Source organism: Geodermatophilus sp. SYSU D00758, from assembly GCF_054049955.1.
Genome location: NZ_JBJGYK010000001.1, coordinates 214374 through 233770, shown reverse-complemented (window position 1 = coordinate 233770; position 19397 = coordinate 214374). Strand labels below are relative to the sequence as shown.

Sequence of the window (19397 nt, the reverse complement as noted above, 5' to 3'; positions counted from 1 at the left end):
GCGGCAGCCGGTGAACGTGACGGCCTCGAGCTCGGCGCCCCACCAGTCGACGCGGGCGAGGTCCTGCCCCTCGACCACCGCCCCGGCCTCGGGCGGTCGGACGTGCGGTCGGCTGCTGTGCACCCGTGCAGGGTAGGGGCCCGCCGCGAGCCCGGTGACGTGCTGGAACGGCCGCCCTCCAGTGCCCCGCGCCGAGCCCGGTGACGGGCTGGAACGGCCCCGTCCAGAGGCTCGCCCCGAGCTCGCGAGGGGTGAGGAGGACGGGGTCCTTTCAGTGCGCGAAGTGTCGGGTGCCGGTCAGGTACAGCGGCACGCCGGCGGCCTCCGCCGCCGCGACCACCTCGGCGTCGCGCACCGACCCGCCCGGCTGCACCACCGCCCGCACGCCCGCCTCGAGCAGCACCTGCAGGCCGTCGGCGAACGGGAAGAAGGCGTCGGAGGCCGCCACCGCCCCGGTCGCGCGGTCGCCGGCGCGGGTCACCGCCAGCCGGGCGGCGTCCACCCGGTTGACCTGGCCCATGCCGACGCCGACCGTCGCCCGGTCGTGGGCCAGCAGGATGGCGTTGCTGCGCACCGCGCGGACGCTGCGCCAGGCGAAGACGAGGTCGTCGAGCCCGGCGGCGTCCAGCGGCTGGCCGGTCGCGAGCGTCCAGGTCGTCGGGTCGTCGCCGGCGGCGTCGATGCGGTCGGCGACCTGGAGCAGCAGCCCGCCGCCGACCGGCCGCAGCTCGGTGGGCGGCCGGGTCTCGTCGGGCAGCCGCAGCAGCCGGATGTTCTTCTTGGCCCTCAGCACGTCCACCGCGTCGGCGGTGAAGGACGGTGCGACCACGACCTCGGTGAACACCTCGGCGACCTGCTCGGCCATCGCGAGGTCCACCTCCCGGTTGGCGGCGATGACCCCGCCGAAGGCCGAGACGGGGTCGCAGGCGTGCGCCTTGCGGTGGGCCGAGGCGATGTCCGGCCCGACGGCGATCCCGCAGGGGTTGGCGTGCTTGATGATCGCCACGCAGGGGTCGCTGTGGTCGTGCGCGGCCCGCCACGCGGCGTCGGTGTCGACGTAGTTGTTGTACGACATCTGCTTGCCGTGCAGCTGCTCGGCGTGGGCCAACCCGGGCCGGTCGCTGCGGTAGAGCGCCGCGGCCTGGTGCGGGTTCTCGCCGTAGCGCAGCACCTCGGCCCGCTCCCAGCTCGCGCCGACCCAGGCGGGGAAGCCCGAGTCGTCGTCCGGGGCCACCGCGTTGCCCATCCAGGAGGCCACGGCGATGTCGTAGGTGGCGGTGTGCCGGAACGCCGCGGCGGCCAGCCGCTGCCGCTCGGCCAGGGTGAAGCCGCCGTCCCGCACCGCGGCCAGGACGTCGTCGTAGCGCGCGGGGTCGACGACGACCGCGACCGACGGGTGGTTCTTCGCCGCGGCCCGCACCATCGCCGGGCCGCCGATGTCGATCTGCTCCACGCACTCGTCGGGGGTGGCGCCGGAGGCGACGGTCTGCGTGAACGGGTAGAGGTTGACCACCACGAGGTCGAACGCGGCGATGCCGAGCTCGTCGAGCTGCGCGACGTGGTCGGGCTTGCGGCGGTCGGCCAGGATGCCGGCGTGCACGGCCGGGTGCAGGGTCTTGACCCGCCCGTCCAGGCACTCGGGGAAGCCGGTCACCTCCTCGACCGGGGTGACCGGGACCCCGGCGTCGGCGATGCGCCGGGCCGTCGCCCCGGTGCTGACCAGCTCGACCCCGGCGGCGGCCAGCCCGCGCGCCAGGTCCTCGATGCCGCTCTTGTCGTACACGCCCAGCAGCGCGCGGCGGATCGCGGTCCGATCGGTCATCCAGGGGTCTCCGTTCCTCGGACGGCGGGGACCAGGCGGGCCACCGTCTCCACCAGGAGCTCGCGCTCCACCGTCTTGATCCGTTCGTGCAGCCGGGCCTCGTCGTCCCCGGGCTCGACCGGCACCTCCCGCTGCGCGAGCACCGGGCCGGTGTCCACGCCCGCGTCGACCAGGTGCACCGTGCTGCCGGTGACCGGGACGCCCGCGGCGAGCGCGTCGCGCACCGCGTGGGCCCCGGGGAAGGCCGGCAGCAGCGCCGGGTGGGTGTTCAGCAACCTGCCCTCGAAGGCGGCCAGGACCGCCGGCCCGACGATCTTCATGAAGCCCGCGGAGACCACCAGGTCCGGCGCGTGCGCGGTGATCTCGCCGGCCAGGGCGCGGTCCCAGGAGGCGCGGTCGGGGTGCTCCCCCAGCCGGCAGGTGAACGTCGGGATGCCGCGGCGGCGGGCGTGCTCGAGCCCGGCGGCCTCCCGGTCGCTGCCGACCGCGACCACCTGCGCGGGGTAGGCCGGGTCGTCGGTGGCGGCCAGCAGCGCGGCGCAGAGCGAGCCGGTGCCGGACAGCAGGACGACGACCCGCGCCCGCGGGGACTGCTCGGGTGCGGGCACGGCAGCGATCCTATGAGGCCCTCGGGACGAGCCCGTCCCCACCGTCGACGGGTCCCGGGCGGGGCCTCCCGACGCCTCGCGGGGCGGCGCGGGCACCGGGACGCGGCCGGTCAGGCCGGGGACCGCCACCGGGCCACCGCGGCGCCCAGGCCAGCGGCGATGCCGGCCTGGGCGGCGACGGACAGCGCCGTCGCCACCGGGGGCGCCCCGACCTGGGCCAGGGCGCCGTCCCCGAGCGAGCCGCCCGCGACCCAGGCGAACAGCCCGCAGGCCACCCCCAGCAGCACGCCGGCCAGCACGCCCCACAGGCCGGCGACGACCGACCCGGCGCTGCTGTCGCCGAGGTGCCGGCCGAGCGTGGTGCCCGTGACGACCCCGGCCAGCGCGGGCACCACCTGAGAGGCGAACGCCAGCAGCGGCACGGCCTGGGTGTCGGGCAGCGCCGCCAGCAGGGGGAGCGCGGGCACGGTGCCGAGGGTGACGCCGTGGACGGAGACCAGGGTCCCGCTGCCGACGGCCAGGCCCGGTCCGGCCGCGACGCCGAGGGCGCCCGCGGCGGCGTTCGGCAGGAGGAGGACGCCGAGGGCCAGCAGGCCGAGCGCCCCGGCGCCGGCACCCCCCAGCGAACGGGACACCGCCGCGTAGCCCCCGGTGTCGGAGGCCAGCGCCACGGCGACGACGGCCAGGCCGAGGGCCACCGCGGTGAGCCAGCCGGCCAGCACGCCGCGCAGCAGCGGGCGCACGGCGTCGGGGAGGCGTCCCACGACGAGGTCGAGCGCCCCGGACTCGCGGCCGACCCCCCACCCGGCCGCGGCGAGGGCGAGGACGGCCGCGCCCAGGACCGCGGGCACCAGGCCGACGCGGGCGCTCGCCGTGTCGACGGCGAGGGCGACCCCGACGGTGAGCAGCGCGTGGACGGCGGCGAGCACGCCCACCGCGGTGGCCGCGGCGCGGGTGCCGGTCAGGTCGCAGGCGCGGACGACGACCCGGCCGGCGCTCGCCAGCCCGCAGGCCAGCAGCAGGGTGACGAGCAGCGGAGCGAGCGCCAGGGGCCCCCAGGGGAGCGTCAGCTCCCCTCCCTGGGCCAGGAGCCAGAGCTGGCCGGCCAGGCGCAGCGAGCCGCCGAAGGGGAGGCCCCCGGACGGGTCGAGCGTCTGCACGACCACCACGGCCAGCGCCAGACCGGCCAGGCCGAGGGCGGTGACCGCCGCGGCCGCGACGGCGGCCACGGCCGGTGCCCGGTCCGGCCAGCGGGCACCGGCCGCGCGCTGCCGGGGCAGGGTCAGTCGCGCCAGGAGGGAGACCACGCCCCCACTGTCCCAAGCCGCGGCGGAGGTCGTGGGCACCGCGCCGGGGCCGGGCACGACGGTCTGACCCGGCGGTCCCCACCGGTCCGCCGCCTGCGGCAGCGCGCCGGGTCAGGCCCCCGACGGCCGCTCGGGGTCCTCCTCCTGCCCGGAGGCGGTGGACCCGCCGGACGGGGTCCCGGGACCCGGGTCCGCCCCCGGATCGCGAGGGGCGGCACCGCCGGGCTGCGTGTGGTCGCCGGGGGGCGTGCCGGGCAGCCCGTGCGGCGCCGGGCCGGCCGGCCGGCCGGGCGGCGGCGGGGGGAACTGCCCGTAGGCGGCCTGCTGGCCGTGGGGAGCCCGGCCGTACGGAGGCTGCTGGCCGTGGGGAGCCCGGCCGTACGGAGGCTGCTGGCCGTAGGGGGGCTGCGCCTGGGGCTGCTGCCCGGAGGCGGCCCGGCCGTACGGGACCTGGCCGTACGGGACCTGGCCGTACGGGGGCTGGCCGTACGGGGGCTGACCGTACGGGGGCTGACCGTGGGCGGCCGGCTGCCCGGGCGCCGGCGGCTGCCGGTCGTCGGGCCGCTGCCCGGCCGCGGGGCCGAACTGCGGAGCCCGCTGGCCGGCCCACTGCGCGGCGTGGGACAGCCCACCCGGCAGCGCGGGCCGCGCCGTCAGCTCGGGCAGCAGGGACAGCACGGCGAAGGCCAGGACGGCGAGCGCCGTGAGGAACCCGAGCAGCGCCCACAGCGAGAAGGACAACCCGTCGCTGAAGGTGTCGATCCAGGCCAGCAGGGCCATGAGGAACCCGAGGCCGGCCAGGCCCACGGTGATCCACGACCGGGGGAAGCCGAGGTCGAGGCGCACGAACGCCGGCAGCACGGCCCACACCGAGGCGAGCAGGAACAGGAAGAACGCCGTGGTGACCTGGCCGGAGCTCCACCCCCGGAGGCTGACGTCCGCGCCGAAGAAGACGTCCTCGAACCGGTACCAGGGGAGGAACGCCAGGACGAAGAAGAGCAGGGTGCCGCCGGCGACCACGAGGTCGGCCAGTCTCAGCTTCCTGACGTCGAACGGGGGCCCGCCGCCCGGGCGCTGCCCGTACGGGGCTCCCCCCGGCGCGCCGTGGGGGGCCGGACCGCCGGGCTGCCCGTAGGGCCCCTGCTGACCGGGGCCCGGCTGGGCCCAGGGCGCCGGCTGCCCGTGGCCGGGGTGCTGCCCCGCCCCCGGCTGACCCCAGGTCGGCGGCTGCCCGTACGGCCGCTGACCCTGGGGACCCGTGGGGGGCACCTGACCGTAGGGGTCCTGACCATACGGCGGCTGACCGTAGGGCGGCTGACCGTAGGGCGGCTGGCCGTACGGGGCCTGCCCGTGGCGAGGCTCCTCCGGGGGCTCCTGCCCGTACCCCGGCTCTCCGTACCCGCCCGGGGGCGGGGGCTGGCTGGTCATCGCGGAGCACTCCTCCGTCGGACGGGCTTCACGGGGGCGCATGCTGACGAGCGGCGCCCCGCCAGGCAATCGCGGCACGCCCTGCGGCCGACGTCCGTGACGCTACCGAGTCCCCGGCGCAGCACCGCCCGCTGCCCCGGGGTGGGGCAGCGGGCGGTGCCGTCGGCGAGGAGCGGTCAGCCGACGATCTCGCGCATGAGACGGGCGGTCTCCGACGGCGTCTTGCCGACCTTGACCCCGGCGGCCTCCAGGGCCTCCTTCTTGGCCTGCGCGGTCCCGGCCGAGCCGGAGACGATCGCGCCGGCGTGGCCCATCGTCTTGCCCTCGGGGGCGGTGAAACCGGCGACGTACCCGACGACGGGCTTGGTCACGTTGGCCTTGATGAAGTCGGCGGCCCGCTCCTCGGCGTCCCCGCCGATCTCGCCGATCATCACGATGGCCTCGGTCTCCGGGTCGTCCTGGAAGGCCTGCAGGCAGTCGATGTGCGTCGTGCCGATGACCGGGTCACCGCCGATGCCCACGCAGGTGGAGAACCCGATGTCCCGGAGCTCGTACATCATCTGGTAGGTCAGCGTGCCGGACTTGCTGACCAGCCCGATCGTGCCCTGCTTGGTGATGTTGGCCGGGATGATCCCGGCGTTCGAGCGCCCGGGGCTGATCAGCCCCGGGCAGTTCGGGCCGATGATCCGGGTGGAGCCGCCCTGGGCGTGCGCCCAGAAGGAGGTCGAGTCGTGCACCGGGATCCCCTCGGTGATCACGACGGCCAGCCCGATCTGCGCGTCCACGGCCTCGATGACGGCGCCCTTCGCCCCGGCCGGCGGCACGAAGATGACGCTGACGTCGGCGCCGGTCTCCTTCATCGCCTCGCCGACCGAGCCGAACACCGGCACGCTGGCGCCCTCGAAGTCGACGCTCTGGCCGGCCTTCTTCGGGTTGACCCCGCCGACGATCGCGGTGCCGGAGGAGAGCATGCGCTGGGTGTGCTTGCGCCCCTCGGAGCCGGTCATGCCCTGGACGATGACCTTGCTGTTCTCGTTGAGGAAGATCGACATCTCTGTTGGTCCTGTTCGGAGGAGCACGGAGCGGCCCCCTTCCAGGGGCCCGCCGCGAGCTTGCGAGTGGTGGGGAGGAAGGGGGTCCTTCTAGGCGGCGAGTTCGGCGGCCCGGCGGGCGGCGCCGTCCATCGTGTCCACCAGGGTCACCAGCGGGTGGTTGGCCTCGGCGAGGATCCGCCGGCCCTCCTCCACGTTGTTGCCGTCGAGCCGGACCACCAGCGGCTTGGTCGCCTCGTCCCCGAGCAGCTGCAGCGCGTGCACGATGCCGTTGGCCACCGCGTCGCAGGCGGTGATCCCGCCGAAGACGTTGACGAAGACGCTCTTCACGGCGGGGTCGGAGAGGATGATGTGCAGGCCGTTGGCCATGACCTCGGCCGAGGCGCCACCGCCGATGTCGAGGAAGTTGGCCGGCTTGACGCCCCCGAACTCCTCGCCGGCGTAGGCGACGACGTCCAGCGTGCTCATCACCAGGCCGGCGCCGTTGCCGATGATGCCCACCGCGCCGTCGAGCTTGACGTAGTTGAGGTCCTTCTCCTTGGCCGCCGCCTCGAGCGGGTCGGCCGAGGCGCTGTCCTCCAGGGCGGCGTGGCTCTCGTGCCGGAACGCGGCGTTGTCGTCGAGGGTCACCTTCGCGTCGAGCGCCAGCACGGTCCCGTCGGGGGCCTTGGCCAGCGGGTTGACCTCGACCAGGGTGGCGTCCTCCTTGCTGAAGACGTCCCACAGCTGGACGGCGATGGCGATCACCTGGTCGCGGACCTCGGCCGGGAAGCCGGCGGCGTCGACGATCTCGGCGGCCTTGGCGGTGTCGACCCCGACCGTGGCGTCGACCGGGACCCGGGCCAGCGCCTCGGGCCGCTCGACGGCCAGCTGCTCGATCTCCATGCCGCCCTCGACGCTGGCCATGGCCAGGAAGGTCCGGTTGGAGCGGTCGAGCAGGTAGGAGAAGTAGTACTCCTCGGCGATGTCGCTGGCCTGGGCGACCATCACGCGGTGGGTGATGTGGCCCTTGATGTCCAGGCCCAGGATGTCCTCCGCACGGGCCCGGGCGGTCTCGGCGTCGTCGGCGAGCTTGACGCCCCCGGCCTTGCCCCGGCCACCGGTCTTCACCTGCGCCTTGACGACGACGGGGGCGGCGATCTCCCGTGCGATCGCCTCGGCCTGCTCGGGGGTCTCGGCGACGCCGCCGGGCAGCACGGGCACGCCGTGCGAGGCCAACAGGTCACGGGCCTGGTACTCGAAGAGATCCACGGGAAGGCACCGTAGACCCCGCGCGCGGGCACCGTCCCCCCGACGTCGGGGGTCGTGGGCCGCATCACAGCACCGCCGGGCGGAGGCCCTGCTCAGCGCCCTCCCGGATCTGCCGCGGGTGCGCGGCGGGCACGCCAGGCCACCGCGGTGAGCCCCGCCCACGCGAGGCCGGCGACCAGCAGGCCCGCGCCGGCGACCGTCCACCGGAGGTCGGGCGAACCGGCGTCCCGCAGCCCGCCCAGACCGGCGGCCAGGACGACGACGGTGATCGCGAGCAGCCCGCCGACCGCCGCCAGCCGGGGGCGCAGGGACGGCGCCACGACCGCTCCCAGCACCAGGGCCGCGGCCAGCAGCAAGCCGCCGAGCAGCGCCAGCCCGGGGCGCTCGAGGAGCCCCTGCGGGCCCGGCTGCCCGACCACGGTCTGCAGGCCGGTGACGGGGTCGGTCACGATCCGGTCGGGCACGTCGGCCGCCGGCAGCACCAGGCACAGCACGGTCGCCACCCCCAGCACCGCGCCGGCCCCGGCGAGCACCGGGCGCAGCGGGTCCAGGGCGCCGCCGTCCTCCATGACCGTGCGACCCCACGCCGCCGCGGCCACCACCCCGGCCAGGACGAGGAGGCCGAGGGACACCGCACCGAGCACCCAGCCGGCGCCGACCTCGACCGAGCTCGTGAGCACCCGCTCGCCGGCGAGCACCTCCACCGCCGGGCGCACCGTCGAGTCCCGGGCCCGGTACAGCTCGATGACCAGCAGCCCGAGGGCGGGTGCGCCGAGGACGCCGGCGAAGGCCAGCCCGAACCGCGGCACCCGCCCGGCGGCCAGCCCGGCCCCCACCGCGGCCGAGACCGCGGGCACCACCCACGCCGCGAGGACGCCGGCCACCCCGTCCCCCCGGACGAGCTCCTGCCCGCCGACGACCAGGTAGGTCGGGAACGGTGCCACGAGCCCCACCACCCCGGCGAGGACGAGCAGCACGCCGGCCGCCCGGGCGAGCGGCGGGACCGGCCCCACGACGAGCCCGTCACCGGGCGGGGGCCCGGGGCGCGCCCCGCCGCCGCGCGCGTCGGCCGCACCCCGGGCCGGCGGCCGCCGGGCCGACGGCGTGCGGGCCCCTGCGGCCGGGCGCCTCCGGGTCGAGCCGTCTCGGGCGGTCACGGTCCCCCTTCCGTCGGTAGGTCACGAACCGGCCTCGATCGGCGGCCGGGTGCTGTCGTGCGTGTGACGACCGACACACACGGGCATTACCGTCGAGTGAACAGGGCACCGCTGCGGCGGTGCACCCGCCTCGGCGGGTCGGTCGAGCCGGGGAGCCCCCGGACCGGGGACGGGAGGCGCAGACCGTGCGTCCGGCCGCCGACCCGTCGACCGCTCCAGCCTCGCACACCGAGGCCGTCCTCCCGGCCGCGCCACGGGGTCTGCGGTCCCTGGCGTCCCGGGCGGCCCTGACCGGCGGGATCACCGAGCTGGCCCTCGTCGGAGCCCACCTGCTGATGTACCCGCTGGGCACGCGGGTGGAGCCCGTGCGCCCCGATCCCAGCCGCCGGCCCGGCGTCGGCAACCCCGCGGCACGGGCGCTGTTCGCCACCGACCCGCTGGCCGCGCGGACCCCCGTCGTCCTGGTGCACGGGCTGATCGACAACTGCTCGATCTTCGCCGTGATGCGGCGCAGCCTCCGCCGGCGCGGCTTCGCCCACGTCTGCTCGTGGAACTACAGCCCGCTGCTGGACGACGTCGCCCGCGGCGCCGCCGACCTCGGCACGCACCTGGAGCAGGTCTGCCAGCGGACCGGCTACGAGCGGGTGCACGTGGTCGGGCACAGCCTGGGCGGCCTGATCGCGCGCTACCACGTCCAGCGGCAGGGCGGCGACGCACGGGTGGCCTCGCTCGTGACCCTCGGGACGCCGCACCAGGGATCCCTGCTCGCCCACCTGCTGCCCACCCCGCTGGTCCGGCAGCTGCGCCCGGGCTCCGACGTGCTCGAGGAGCTGGCCCGGCCGGCCCCGGGGGTCCGGACCCCGATCACCGCGGTCTACAGCGACCTGGACCAGGTGGTGCTCCCCACCCGCGCGGGCCGCTGCGACCACCCGGACCTGCAGGTCCGCAACGTGCTGGTCCGCGGCATCGGGCACATGACCCTGCCGTTCCACCGGCAGGTCCTCGACGAGGTGGCCGCGACCCTCGCCGGGCACCGGCCGGTCGCCGCGCCGCTCGCGACCACCGCCGCCGCCTGAGAAAGGACCCTCTTCCTCCCCACCCCTCGCACGCTCGGGGCGGGCCCCTGGAAGAGGGCCACGCCCTCCCCAGCCCTCGCACGCTCGGGGCGGTGCCCGGGAGGACCGGCCCGTCAGGGGCCGGGCCCCGGGTGTCGCTCCCTGCTCATCCGGCTCATTCGTCACACGGGTTGCAGACAAGGCGACACGCGCCTGCGCCGGCCGATGGTTGCAATGACGGATCGTTACCGTCCGATCACGGCATCCGGACCACCGGAGGGCGACCAGCACCGGTCGCCCGCGCCGCCGCCGCTCCCCCGGCGGTCTGCCGCTCGGCAGCCCGGCGGGAGGGACAGACCCACCAGGGAGGTGCTCCGGTGACCAGCCTGCTGGAGCGGCCGACGGCCGACCGGGAACCCGCGGTCACCCCGCGCCTCCCCGTGGGGAAGGCGCCCGCAGAGCAGGCGCCCGCGGAGGAGGTCCCCGCCGAGGAGACGCCCACGGTGCGCCGCCGCGGCCTCCCGCGGCCTCCCGGCCGGCGCGGCCCGGCCTGGCTGGCCGCCCTCGTCGCGGGCGCCGTCCTCGCCGGCCTGCCGAGCCTGCTCGGCGGCGAGCCCGTCCCCACCGGCATGACCTCCGCCGACTACGGCCTCGGCGTCTCCGACCTCGGGCTGGCCGGTGAGCTGGACGACGCCCTCGTGCGCCGAGGCATCACCGAGGCCGAGGCCCAGGCCCGGCTCACCGAGCTCGCCGCCTCCCGCGCCGCCCGGCGCCCGTCGACGGCCCGGCCCGTCGAGGGTGCCCGCCTGACCACCTGCTTCTGCATGCGTTGGGGCGTCATGCACTGGGGCGTCGACCTCGCGGCGCCGCTCGGCACGCCCATCCTGGCCGCCACCGACGGTGTGGTCATCCGTGCCGGCCGGGCGTCCGGGTACGGCAACGCCGTCTACATCCAGGACCCCGACGGCAACGTGCACGTCTACGGCCACATGCGCTACTACTCGGTGCAGGCCGGCGACATCGTGCACGCCGGCGACCAGATCGCGAAGATCGGCAACGAGGGCCAGTCGACCGGCCCCCACCTGCACTACCAGATCCACCGCGGCGGGCAGAGCGGCCGAGCGATCGACCCGGAGGCCTTCCTCGCCGAGCGCGGGGTCTCGGTCCCCTGACCGGAGCGGCCACCCACGCCGAGGCACCGGCCCGCGGCACGAGCCCACCGGCGCCACCAGGCGGGGCCCGCCCGCCCGCGGGTCAGAGCTTGACGAGCGGGGCGTAGCGGAGGACGAGGCGCTTGGTGCCGCCCGAGCCGAAGTTCACCGTCGCCTGGGCCTTGTCGCCGACGCCGGTCACCTCGACGACGGTCCCGAGCCCGAAGGCGTCGTGGCTGACCCGGTCACCCACCTCGACCGAGATGACCGCCCGGTTGCCCGCGCCGCCGCGCAGCCCGCCGGTCGACAGCCCGGTCGCCGCGACCCGCTGCTGCGCCGAGCGGTACCCGGTGCTCGGCGCGGGGACCGGCTCCTTGCCCGCCCACTGCACGGTGTCGCCGGGCAGCTCGTCGAGGAAGCGGGACGGCGGGTTGTAGGCCGGCTGGCCCCAGCTGGTGCGCACCGTGGCCCGGGAGAGGAACAGCCGCTGCTGCGCCCGGGTGATGCCGACGTAGGCCAGCCGGCGCTCCTCCTCCAGCTCCCGCGGGTCGCCCAGGGCCCGCAGGTGGGGGAAGACGCCGTCCTCCATGCCGGTGAGGAAGACGACCGGGAACTCCAGCCCCTTGGCGGTGTGGAGGGTCATCAGCGTGACCACGCCGTTGTCGTCCCCCGCGACCGGGATCTGGTCGGCGTCGGCGACCAGCGACACCTGCTCCAGGAAGTCGGTGACCGAGCCCCCGGGGTTGGCCGCCTCGAACTCCGCGGCGACGGAGATGAGCTCGTTGAGGTTGTCGACGCGCCCCTCGTCCTGCGGGTCGGTCGAGGCCTGCAGCTCGGTCAGGTAGCCGGTGCGGTCGAGGATGCTCTCCAGCAGCGCGGCCGGGCCCGAGCCGGTCTCGACCAGCTGCTCGAACTCCTCGAGCAGCGCGACGAACTCCTGCACCGCCTTGAGCGAGCGGGCGGCGAGGTCGGGAACCTCGGCGCAGCGGCGCAGTGCGCTGGCGAAGGCGATCCGCTCGCGGTCGGCGAAGGTCTCGATGCAGGACTCGGCCTTGTCGCCGATGCCGCGCTTGGGGGTGTTGAGCACCCGGCGCAGGCTCACCACGTCCGCGGGGTTGGCCACCACCTTGAGGTAGGCCAGCGCGTCGCGGACCTCCTTGCGCTCGTAGAAGCGCACGCCGCCGACGACCTTGTAGGGCATGCCGACGCGGATGAACACCTCCTCGAACACGCGGGAGGCGTTGTTGGTCCGGTAGAAGACCGCGATGTCCTTGGGCCTGGCCTGGCCCTCGTCGACCAGCGCGTCGATCTGCTCGGCCACCCAGGCGGCCTCGTCGTGCTCGTTCTCGGCGACGTAGCCCTCGATGAGCTCGCCGTCGCCCGCGTCGGTCCAGAGGTTCTTGGGCCGGCGACCGGTGTTCTTCGCGATGACCTGGTTGGCCGCCTTGAGGATCCGCTGGGTGGAGCGGTAGTTCTGCTCCAGCAGGATCGTCGTGGCCTCGGGGTAGTCGCGCTCGAACTCGTCGATGTTGCGGATCGTGGCGCCGCGGAAGGCGTAGATCGACTGGTCGGCGTCGCCGACGACGCACAGCTCGGCCGGCGGGACCGGGCCTGCGCCCGTGCCGACCAGCTCGCGCACCAGCACGTACTGGGCGTGGTTGGTGTCCTGGTACTCGTCGACCAGGACGTGCCGGAACCGGCGCCGGTAGTGCTCGGCGACGTCGGGGAACGCCTGCAGCAGGTTCACCGTCGTCATGATCAGGTCGTCGAAGTCCAGCGCGTGCGCCTGGCGCAGCCGCTGCTGGTACAGCGTGTACGCCTCGGCGAGCACCTTCTCCGGCGCGGTGACCGGGGTGAAGGACTCCTCGTCGACCAGCTCGTTCTTCAGGTTCGACACCTGGGCGGCGAGGCTGCGCCCGGGGTAGCGCTTGGCGTCGAGGTCGAGGTCGCGGGCGACCATCGTCATGAGCCGGACGGAGTCGCCCTGGTCGTAGATGGTGAACGAGCTCTTCAGCCCGAGCTTGGCGGCCTCCGCCCGCAGGATGCGCACGCACATGGAGTGGAAGGTCGACACCCACATGGCCCGGGCGCGCGGGCCGACCAGCTGGGCCACCCGTTCCTTCATCTCGCCCGCGGCCTTGTTGGTGAAGGTGATCGCGAGGACCTCGCCGGGCTGCACCCCGCGGGCGCCGAGGAGGTAGGCGACCCGGTGGGTGAGCACCCGGGTCTTGCCCGACCCCGCGCCGGCGACGATGAGCAGCGGGCTGCCCTCGTGCACCACGGCCTGGCGCTGCGGGCCGTTGAGGCCGGCGAGCATGCGGTCCAGCTCCCGGCCCACCGAGCCGGACGCGGAACGCTGGAGGGACGCGGTGCCGGGGAGGGCCTGCTGGACGCTGCTCATGACGACACCACTGTAGTTCGGACGGGCGACGGACCCGGGGCCGCGGACGCGGCCGCCCCCACGCGTCCCGGGAGTGCGCTGGCGCCGCCCGCCGCCGGTGTGGCAGACTCCACGCCGTGCTCACCGCGCGCAGCTTTTACTACGGCCACCGGGTTCCGGTGTCCGTCACCGCTGGCTGAGCACACGCCGCAACAGACGCCCCGGGCCCGAGGAGCCCGGGGCGTTTCTCGTTCTCCGGGCCCGACGGTCCCCCGCCCCGGAGGAACCGATGACCGCCGCTCTCCCGACCACGCCGCTCCCGACCACGCCGCTCCCGACCACGCCGCTCCCGACCACGCCGCTCCCGACCACGCCCGACGCAGACGCCCGCATCTCCGACCTGCGCCAGGAGATCGACGCCTGCGACGCCGAGATCATCCGCCTGGTCCGGCAGCGGCTGGCCGTCTCGCAGGAGATCGGTGAGCTGCGCCGGGCCGCGGGCGGCACCCGGCTCTCCCTCGCCCGCGAGCAGCAGGTGCTGGCCCGCTTCCAGGAGGCGCTGGGCAGCGACGGCGCCACGCTCGGCATGATGCTGCTCCGCCAGGGCCGCGGCCGGCTCTGAGGCCGTCCCCGCGGGTTGCGCGACGTCGCCGGCGACGACCTACGCTCCGGCGGGTGACCTCCCCGATCGCCCCCACGCCCCGGCCGGCCGAGCACGTCGAGCGCGCACTCTGCGTCCTGGCCCACCCCGACGACGTCGACTTCGGCAGCGCCGGGACGGTCGCCACCTGGACCAAGGCCGGCACCGAGGTCACCTACTGCATCGTCACCGACGGGGACGCCGGCGGGTTCGACGAGACGCCCCGCGAGCGGATGGGCCCGCTGCGCCGCGCGGAGCAGGAGGCCGCCGCGGCGGCGGTCGGCGTCCGCGACGTCCGCTTCCTCGGCTACCCCGACGGCCGGCTCGAGCTCACCCTGGACCTGCGCCGCGACATCACCCGGGTCATCCGCCAGACCCGGCCGCAGCGGGTGCTGACCAGCTCCCCGGAGCGGTTCTACGAGCGCATCGGCGCCAGCCACCCCGACCACATGACCGTCGGCGAGTCCACCCTGCGCGCCGTCTACCCCGACGCCCGCAACCCCTTCGCCTTCCCGGAGCTGCTCGCCGACGAGGGCCTCGAGGCGTGGACGGTCTCCGAGGTGTGGCTCGGCGCCAGCCCCCGACCCGACCACGCGGTGGACGTGACCGACGTGGTGGAGCTGAAGTTCGCCGCGCTCAAGAGCCACGTCACCCAGGTCGCCCACCGCGACGACCTCGAGGAGTTCGTCGGCGGCTGGATGCGGCAGACGGCGTCCCGTTTCGGCCTGCCGCACGGTCGCATGGCGGAGGCCTTCCACGTCGTCCACACCGCCTGACCCGGACGGCCCGGGCCCGGGCGGACTCGTCCGCCCCAGCCGCCCCACCTCTCGCGCGGACCGTCCGCACCCGAGGGGCGTGCCCTTACATTCGAGTCATGACTCGGTTGCGGAGCGTCGCCGTCGTCCTGGCCGGCGGGACGGGGACCCGAGTGGGGCTGTCGATCCCCAAGCAGCTCATCAAGGTCGCCGGCAAGCCGATCATCGAGCACACGATCGGGCTGCTGAACGCCTCCCCGCTCATCGACGAGGTCGTCGTCATGATGACGCCGGGTCACCTGGACGCCGTCCACGGCATCCTCCGGTCGGGCGCCTACCCCAAGGTCACCCGCGTGCTGGAGGGCGCCGGGACGCGCAACGCGACCACCCGGCGCGCCATCGACGCCCTCGGCGCCGGTGAGTGCAACGTCCTGCTCCACGACGCCGTGCGGCCGCTGCTGAGCCAGCGGGTCATCGCCGACTGCATCGACGCGCTGGAGGAGTACGAGGCCGTGGACACGGCCATCCCCTCGGCGGACACGATCATCCAGGTCGACCCGACCGGCCGGACGATCGACGAGGTGCTCGAGCGCGGGCGGCTGCGCCGGGGGCAGACCCCGCAGGCGTTCCGGCTGTCGGTGATCCGGCGGGCCTACGACATCGCCGCCGGGGACCCCGGCTTCCAGGCCACCGACGACTGCACCGTCGTCCTGCGCTACCTGCCCGAGGTGCCGATCGCGGTGGTCCGCGGCGAGGACCGCAACATGAAGGTCACCGAGCCGATCGACGTCTACCTCGCCGACAAGCTGTTCCAGCTCGACAGCCACGACGCCCCGCGCCCCCGCTCGGAGGCGGAGTACCGCGCGGCCCTCGAGGGCCGGACCGTGGTGGTGTTCGGCGGCTCGTACGGCATCGGCGCCGACATCGTCCGGCTGGCGGAGGCCCACGGGGCCGCGACGTTCACCTTCAGCCGCTCGGAGACCCGGACCCACGTCGAGCGGCGCTCCGACATCGTGGCCGCCTGCGAGCAGGTGCTCGCCGCAACCGGCCGGGTGGACTTCGTGGTCAACACCGCCGGCGTGCTCCCCCGCGGCGAGCTGGCGGCGACCAGCGAGGAGACCGTCTACCTGGCGACCGAGGTCAACTACCTGGCGCCGATCCACATCGCCCAGGTCTTCCACCCGCACCTGCGGCGCACCGGCGGCTCGCTGCTGCTGTTCACCTCCAGCTCCTACACGCGCGGGCGCAGCGGCTACAGCCTCTACTCCTCCGCCAAGGCCGCCGTGGTCAACCTGACGCAGGCGCTGGCCGACGAGTGGGCCCCCGACGGCGTGCGCGTCAACTGCGTCAACCCGGAGCGGACCGCCACCCCGATGCGGACCCGCGCCTTCGGCCAGGAACCGGAGGGCACCCTGCTCACCTCCGAGGCCGTCGCCGAGATGTCCCTGGACGTCCTCATCTCGTCCTGGACCGGGCACATCGTCGACGTCCGGCGCGAGGACGAGTTCGCCGGCCGGCTGCACGCCTCCGTCGCCGCGGAGGTCCTGCCCGGGGAGGGCGCCGCCGAGGAGCTGCCCGGCGGCGCCCTGCTCCCGGTGGACGACGTCCTCCCGGCAGGGGCGGCCTCCCTCGCCGTCTCCGGTGGCTGACCGCCCGCTGGTCGGCGTCGTCGTCCTGACCCAGGGACGGCGCCCCGAGGACCTCGACCGGGCGGTGCGCTCGGTCCTCGCCCAGGAGGGCGTGCGCACCGACGTGGTCGTCGTCGGCAACGGCTGGACGCCGGCAGGCCTGCCGGACGGCGTGGCCGCCGTCGCCCTGCCCGAGAACGTCGGGATCCCCGCCGGGCGCAACGCCGGCGTACCCCACGTCGGCGGCGACCTGCTGCTGTTCCTGGACGACGACGCCACCCTGCCGGACCGGGGGTTCCTGGCCGAGGTGTGCCGCCGGTTCGCCGCCGACGCCGGGCTGGGCCTCCTGCAGCCCCGGGTGGACCCCGCCGGCGGGGGGACGCCACCGCGCCGGTGGACACCCCGCATGCGGGTCGGCGACCGGCACCGCCCGAGCGCCGCGTTCTCCGTCTGGGAGGGCGCCGTGGTGGTGCGGCGGGCGGTCTTCGAGCGGGCCGGCGGCTGGCCGGCGCCCTTCTTCTACGCCCACGAGGGCATCGAGCTGGCCTGGCGGGTGTGGGACGCCGGCGCCGGGGTGCGCTACGCCGGCGACCTGGCGGCCACGCACCCGGTCACCGCGACGACGCGCCACGCGGACTTCTTCCGCCTCAACGCGCGCAACCGGGTCTGGCTGGCCCGCCGCAACCTCCCCTGGGTCCTCGGCGTCCCCTACGTGCTCACCTGGACGGCGCTCCAGGTGGTCCGGTCCGCGCGCACCCCCGGCACCCTGCGGCCCTGGTTCGGGGGGTGGTGGGAGGGGTGGCGGACGCCGCCCGGCCCCCGCCGACCGCTGCGGTGGCGGACCGTTGCTTGCATGGCGCGGCACGGCCGGCCGCCCGTCGTCTGACGCAGCACCCGCACCACCAGAGGAGTCCTCGCAGTGCCACCCGTTCCCTCCGCCCTGATGCCCCGGCTGCGCGCCACCGGTGGACGCCTGGTCCGGCGGCTGGGCCTGCTGCCGGGTGGTGAACCCGACGGGATCGGCGAGGACGCGGCCCTCGGCGAGGTCGCCCTGGCGCAGCGGGTGGCCGTGTTCTTCCCGGAGCCCCCGCGCAACGGCTACCAGGTCGAGCAGTGGCTGGAGCCGCTGCTCGACCTCGACCGGCAGCACGGCGTCGTGCTGGTCACCCAGGACAGCCGGACCACGGCCCGGCTGCGCACGCTGACCCGACTGCCCGTGCACTGCGTCGCCCGGACCGCCACCCTGGAGGGACTGGTGGAGCGCAGCGCCCTCGGCGTGGCCCTCTACGTCAGCCACCACCCGCGCAACTTCCAGTTCCTGCGCTTCGCCTCCCTCGCGCACGTCTACGTCGGCCACGGCGAGAGCGACAAGGCCGTGTCGGCGTCCAACCAGCTCAAGGCCTACGACTTCACCTTCGTCGCCGGCCAGGCCGGGATCGACCGGGTGCGCGACGAGCTCATGTGGTTCGACCCGGACCGGCTCGTCGTCGTGGGCCGGCCCCAGCTGCCCGCGGTGGCGCCCCGACGGCCCCGCGCGGCGGGCGAGCCCCCCACGGTGCTCTACGCACCGACGTGGGAGGGCGCCCAGCCGGCCATGGCCTACAGCTCGGTGGCCACTCACGGCGCCGCGCTCGTCCGCTCGCTGCTGGCCGAGGGGTTCCGGGTGGTGTACCGGCCGCACCCGCGCACCGGCGCCAACCGGCCGGACGTCGCCGCGGCCGACGTCGCGCTGCGCCGGGTGCTCGACGAGCCCGCCGCTCGGGCCACGGGCAGCACCGTGGACGGCGGCACCGTGGACGGCAGCACCGCGCTCCTCGACGCGTTCGCCGGCGCCGACGCGCTGGTCACCGACATCTCGTCGCTGGCCACCGAGTGGCTGCCCACCGGCCGGCCGCTCGTCGTCACGGTCCCGCAGGAGCCCGGTGCGGTGGTCCGGCCCTCGGCCCTGCTGGAGGCCGTCCCCCGGGTGCCGGCCGCGGGGGCGGGCACGGCCGGCGCCCTGCTGCGCCGCTGCCTGGAGACCGACGACGAGCGGGACGCCCGCGCCCGGCTCCGCACGCACTACCTCGGCGACCCCGCCGACGGACCGGCGGGAGCCCGGTTCGTGGCGGCCTGCGCCGACGTCCTCGCCGCCCGGGACGCCCGTCGGCCGGCACGCACCACGGGGAGCGCCCGATGAGCACCACCGCACCGGACACCACCGGCACCGCGCCGCAGCGGCCCGCCCGGCCGACCATCGCGCAGCTGCGGGAGGTGACCCAGCCGCCGGCCATCCGCGGCCGCCGGACCGCGGAGCACTGGACCGGCGACCTCTACATGCGGCGCATCTCGCCGTACCTGACCCGCCTGCTCGTCCGCGCCGGCCTGACGGCGAACGCGGTCACGGCGCTCATGATCGTCACCGGCGCCGCATCGGGCTTCGCGCTGCTCGTCCCGGGCCTGGCCGGGGCGGTCCTGGCCGTGCTGCTGACCCAGCTGCAGATGCTCTGGGACGCCAGCGACGGCGAGGTCGCCCGCTGGCGGGGGACGTCGAGCCCGCTCGGCGTCTTCCTGGACAAGGTGGGCCACTACCTCACCGAGTCGCTCATCCCGCTGGCCCTGGGGGTGCGCGCGGCGGGCGGGCTCGACGACCTCCCCGGCGGGTACGGGTGGACGACGCTCGGGGCGCTCCTGGCCGTGGTCATCGTCCTGAACAAGGCGCTCAACGACATGGTCCACGTGGCCCGGGCGTCGGCCGGCCTCCCGCGGGCCGCGGACGACGAGGCGACGACGGCGCCCCGCGCCTCGGGCCTGGCCCGGCTGCGGCGCCTGGCCCGCTTCCTGCCGTTCCACCGGCTCTACCACTCGATCGAGCTGAGCCTGCTGGTGCTGGTGGTCGCCGTCGCGGACGCGGTCCTCGGCGACCTGACCGGCACCCGTGTGCTGCTCGCCGTCCTCGTCCCGGCGTCGCTGCTCGCGGTCGCCGGGCACTTCGTGGCCATCGTGTCCTCGTCGCGGCTGCGGCCCGGCCCCGCCGCCTAAATCGGCACGGGCACGGCGGCGCCGCCGCTCGGAGTCGTCGGGCGCCGCATCCCATCGTTCACACCAACCCGTCGGACCCCGGACACCTCATGACCCAACGTGAAGGGCCGGTCACGCTCCTACAGTGTCGAAGGCCCTGTCA

General features: G+C 75.7%; 16 protein-coding genes. 8 read left to right on the top strand and 8 right to left on the bottom strand.

Going from position 1 to position 19397, the window contains the following annotated elements; all coding sequences use genetic code 11:
* Window positions 1-271: 271 nt before the first annotated feature.
* From purH to ACI8AC_RS01200, 7 genes are all read right to left on the bottom strand, one after another.
* The gene (purH, locus tag ACI8AC_RS01230) at window positions 272-1822 is read right to left on the bottom strand and encodes a bifunctional phosphoribosylaminoimidazolecarboxamide formyltransferase/IMP cyclohydrolase (RefSeq protein WP_456894415.1); all 1551 of its coding nucleotides are present in this window, start codon (window positions 1820-1822) and stop codon (window positions 272-274) included.
* Window positions 1819-2430 (bottom strand): phosphoribosylglycinamide formyltransferase, encoded by a 612-nt coding sequence (purN, locus tag ACI8AC_RS01225; RefSeq protein ID WP_456894414.1) that lies wholly within the window; start codon window positions 2428-2430, stop codon window positions 1819-1821. The genes purH and purN overlap by 4 nt, the downstream gene beginning before the upstream one ends.
* A 110-nt stretch (window positions 2431-2540) precedes the next feature.
* Window positions 2541-3737 (bottom strand): cell division protein PerM, encoded by a 1197-nt coding sequence (locus tag ACI8AC_RS01220; RefSeq protein WP_456894413.1) that lies wholly within the window; start codon window positions 3735-3737, stop codon window positions 2541-2543.
* Window positions 3738-3848: 111 nt separating this feature from the next.
* Window positions 3849-4757, bottom strand: a complete 909-nt coding sequence (locus ACI8AC_RS01215) for a hypothetical protein (protein WP_456894412.1) — start codon at window positions 4755-4757, stop codon at window positions 3849-3851.
* Window positions 4758-5341: 584 nt separating this feature from the next.
* Window positions 5342-6217, bottom strand: coding sequence for a succinate--CoA ligase subunit alpha (gene sucD, locus ACI8AC_RS01210; RefSeq protein WP_456894411.1), 876 nt, complete (start codon window positions 6215-6217; stop codon window positions 5342-5344).
* A gap of 90 nt (window positions 6218-6307) precedes the next feature.
* Complete coding sequence (gene sucC / locus ACI8AC_RS01205; protein ID WP_456894410.1) at window positions 6308-7468, bottom strand: ADP-forming succinate--CoA ligase subunit beta; 1161 nt, start codon at window positions 7466-7468, stop codon at window positions 6308-6310.
* A 92-nt stretch (window positions 7469-7560) separates the two neighbouring features.
* Window positions 7561-8481 carry a hypothetical protein gene (locus tag ACI8AC_RS01200; RefSeq protein ID WP_456894408.1) on the bottom strand — a complete coding sequence of 307 codons (921 nt, stop codon included), beginning with the start codon at window positions 8479-8481 and terminating at the stop codon, window positions 7561-7563.
* A 329-nt stretch (window positions 8482-8810) separates the two neighbouring features.
* Between ACI8AC_RS01200 and ACI8AC_RS01195 the strand changes: the two genes are divergently transcribed.
* Complete coding sequence (locus ACI8AC_RS01195; protein ID WP_456894407.1) at window positions 8811-9701, top strand: esterase/lipase family protein; 891 nt, start codon at window positions 8811-8813, stop codon at window positions 9699-9701.
* A gap of 356 nt (window positions 9702-10057) precedes the next feature.
* On the top strand, window positions 10058-10852 hold the full coding sequence (locus tag ACI8AC_RS01190; protein ID WP_456894406.1) for a M23 family metallopeptidase: 795 nt from the start codon (window positions 10058-10060) through the stop codon (window positions 10850-10852).
* Window positions 10853-10934: 82 nt separating this feature from the next.
* Here ACI8AC_RS01190 and pcrA read toward each other — a convergent pair whose 3' ends face one another.
* Window positions 10935-13232 carry a DNA helicase PcrA gene (pcrA, locus tag ACI8AC_RS01185; protein ID WP_456894405.1) on the bottom strand — a complete coding sequence of 766 codons (2298 nt, stop codon included), beginning with the start codon at window positions 13230-13232 and terminating at the stop codon, window positions 10935-10937.
* 268 nt (window positions 13233-13500) lie between these two features.
* Between pcrA and ACI8AC_RS01180 the strand changes: the two genes are divergently transcribed.
* The 6 genes from ACI8AC_RS01180 (at window position 13501) to ACI8AC_RS01155 (ending at window position 19255) form a co-directional block, all read left to right on the top strand.
* Window positions 13501-13833 (top strand): chorismate mutase, encoded by a 333-nt coding sequence (locus tag ACI8AC_RS01180; RefSeq protein ID WP_456894404.1) that lies wholly within the window; start codon window positions 13501-13503, stop codon window positions 13831-13833.
* A 53-nt stretch (window positions 13834-13886) separates the two neighbouring features.
* Window positions 13887-14627: a PIG-L deacetylase family protein gene (locus ACI8AC_RS01175; RefSeq protein WP_456894403.1), complete on the top strand. Its 741-nt coding sequence runs from the start codon at window positions 13887-13889 to the stop codon at window positions 14625-14627.
* 98 nt (window positions 14628-14725) lie between these two features.
* On the top strand, window positions 14726-16255 hold the full coding sequence (locus ACI8AC_RS01170) for an SDR family NAD(P)-dependent oxidoreductase (RefSeq protein WP_456894402.1): 1530 nt from the start codon (window positions 14726-14728) through the stop codon (window positions 16253-16255).
* Entirely contained in the window at window positions 16248-17120 is an 873-nt protein-coding gene (locus tag ACI8AC_RS01165; RefSeq protein WP_456894401.1) for a glycosyltransferase family 2 protein, read from the top strand. The genes ACI8AC_RS01170 and ACI8AC_RS01165 overlap by 8 nt, the downstream gene beginning before the upstream one ends.
* Before the next feature lie 33 nt (window positions 17121-17153).
* A complete protein-coding gene (locus ACI8AC_RS01160; RefSeq protein ID WP_456894400.1) occupies window positions 17154-18413 on the top strand; it encodes a CDP-glycerol glycerophosphotransferase family protein in 1260 nt (419 codons plus the stop codon).
* The gene (locus ACI8AC_RS01155) at window positions 18410-19255 is read left to right on the top strand and encodes a CDP-alcohol phosphatidyltransferase family protein (protein WP_456894398.1); all 846 of its coding nucleotides are present in this window, start codon (window positions 18410-18412) and stop codon (window positions 19253-19255) included. Before ACI8AC_RS01160 ends, ACI8AC_RS01155 begins: the two co-directional genes overlap by 4 nt.
* Window positions 19256-19397: the final 142 nt, after the last annotated feature.

What these genes read in the sequence shown, in the direction of transcription:
- purH (WP_456894415.1), bottom strand. Translation starts at nt 1,822, where the DNA reads ATGACCGATCGGACCGCGATCCGCCGCGCGCTGCTGGGCGTGTACGAC.
- sucD (WP_456894411.1), bottom strand. Translation starts at nt 6,217, where the DNA reads ATGTCGATCTTCCTCAACGAGAACAGCAAGGTCATCGTCCAGGGCATG.
- pcrA (WP_456894405.1), bottom strand. Translation starts at nt 13,232, where the DNA reads ATGAGCAGCGTCCAGCAGGCCCTCCCCGGCACCGCGTCCCTCCAGCGT.
- ACI8AC_RS01180 (WP_456894404.1), top strand. Translation starts at nt 13,501, where the DNA reads ATGACCGCCGCTCTCCCGACCACGCCGCTCCCGACCACGCCGCTCCCG.
- ACI8AC_RS01170 (WP_456894402.1), top strand. Translation starts at nt 14,726, where the DNA reads ATGACTCGGTTGCGGAGCGTCGCCGTCGTCCTGGCCGGCGGGACGGGG.
- ACI8AC_RS01155 (WP_456894398.1), top strand. Translation starts at nt 18,410, where the DNA reads ATGAGCACCACCGCACCGGACACCACCGGCACCGCGCCGCAGCGGCCC.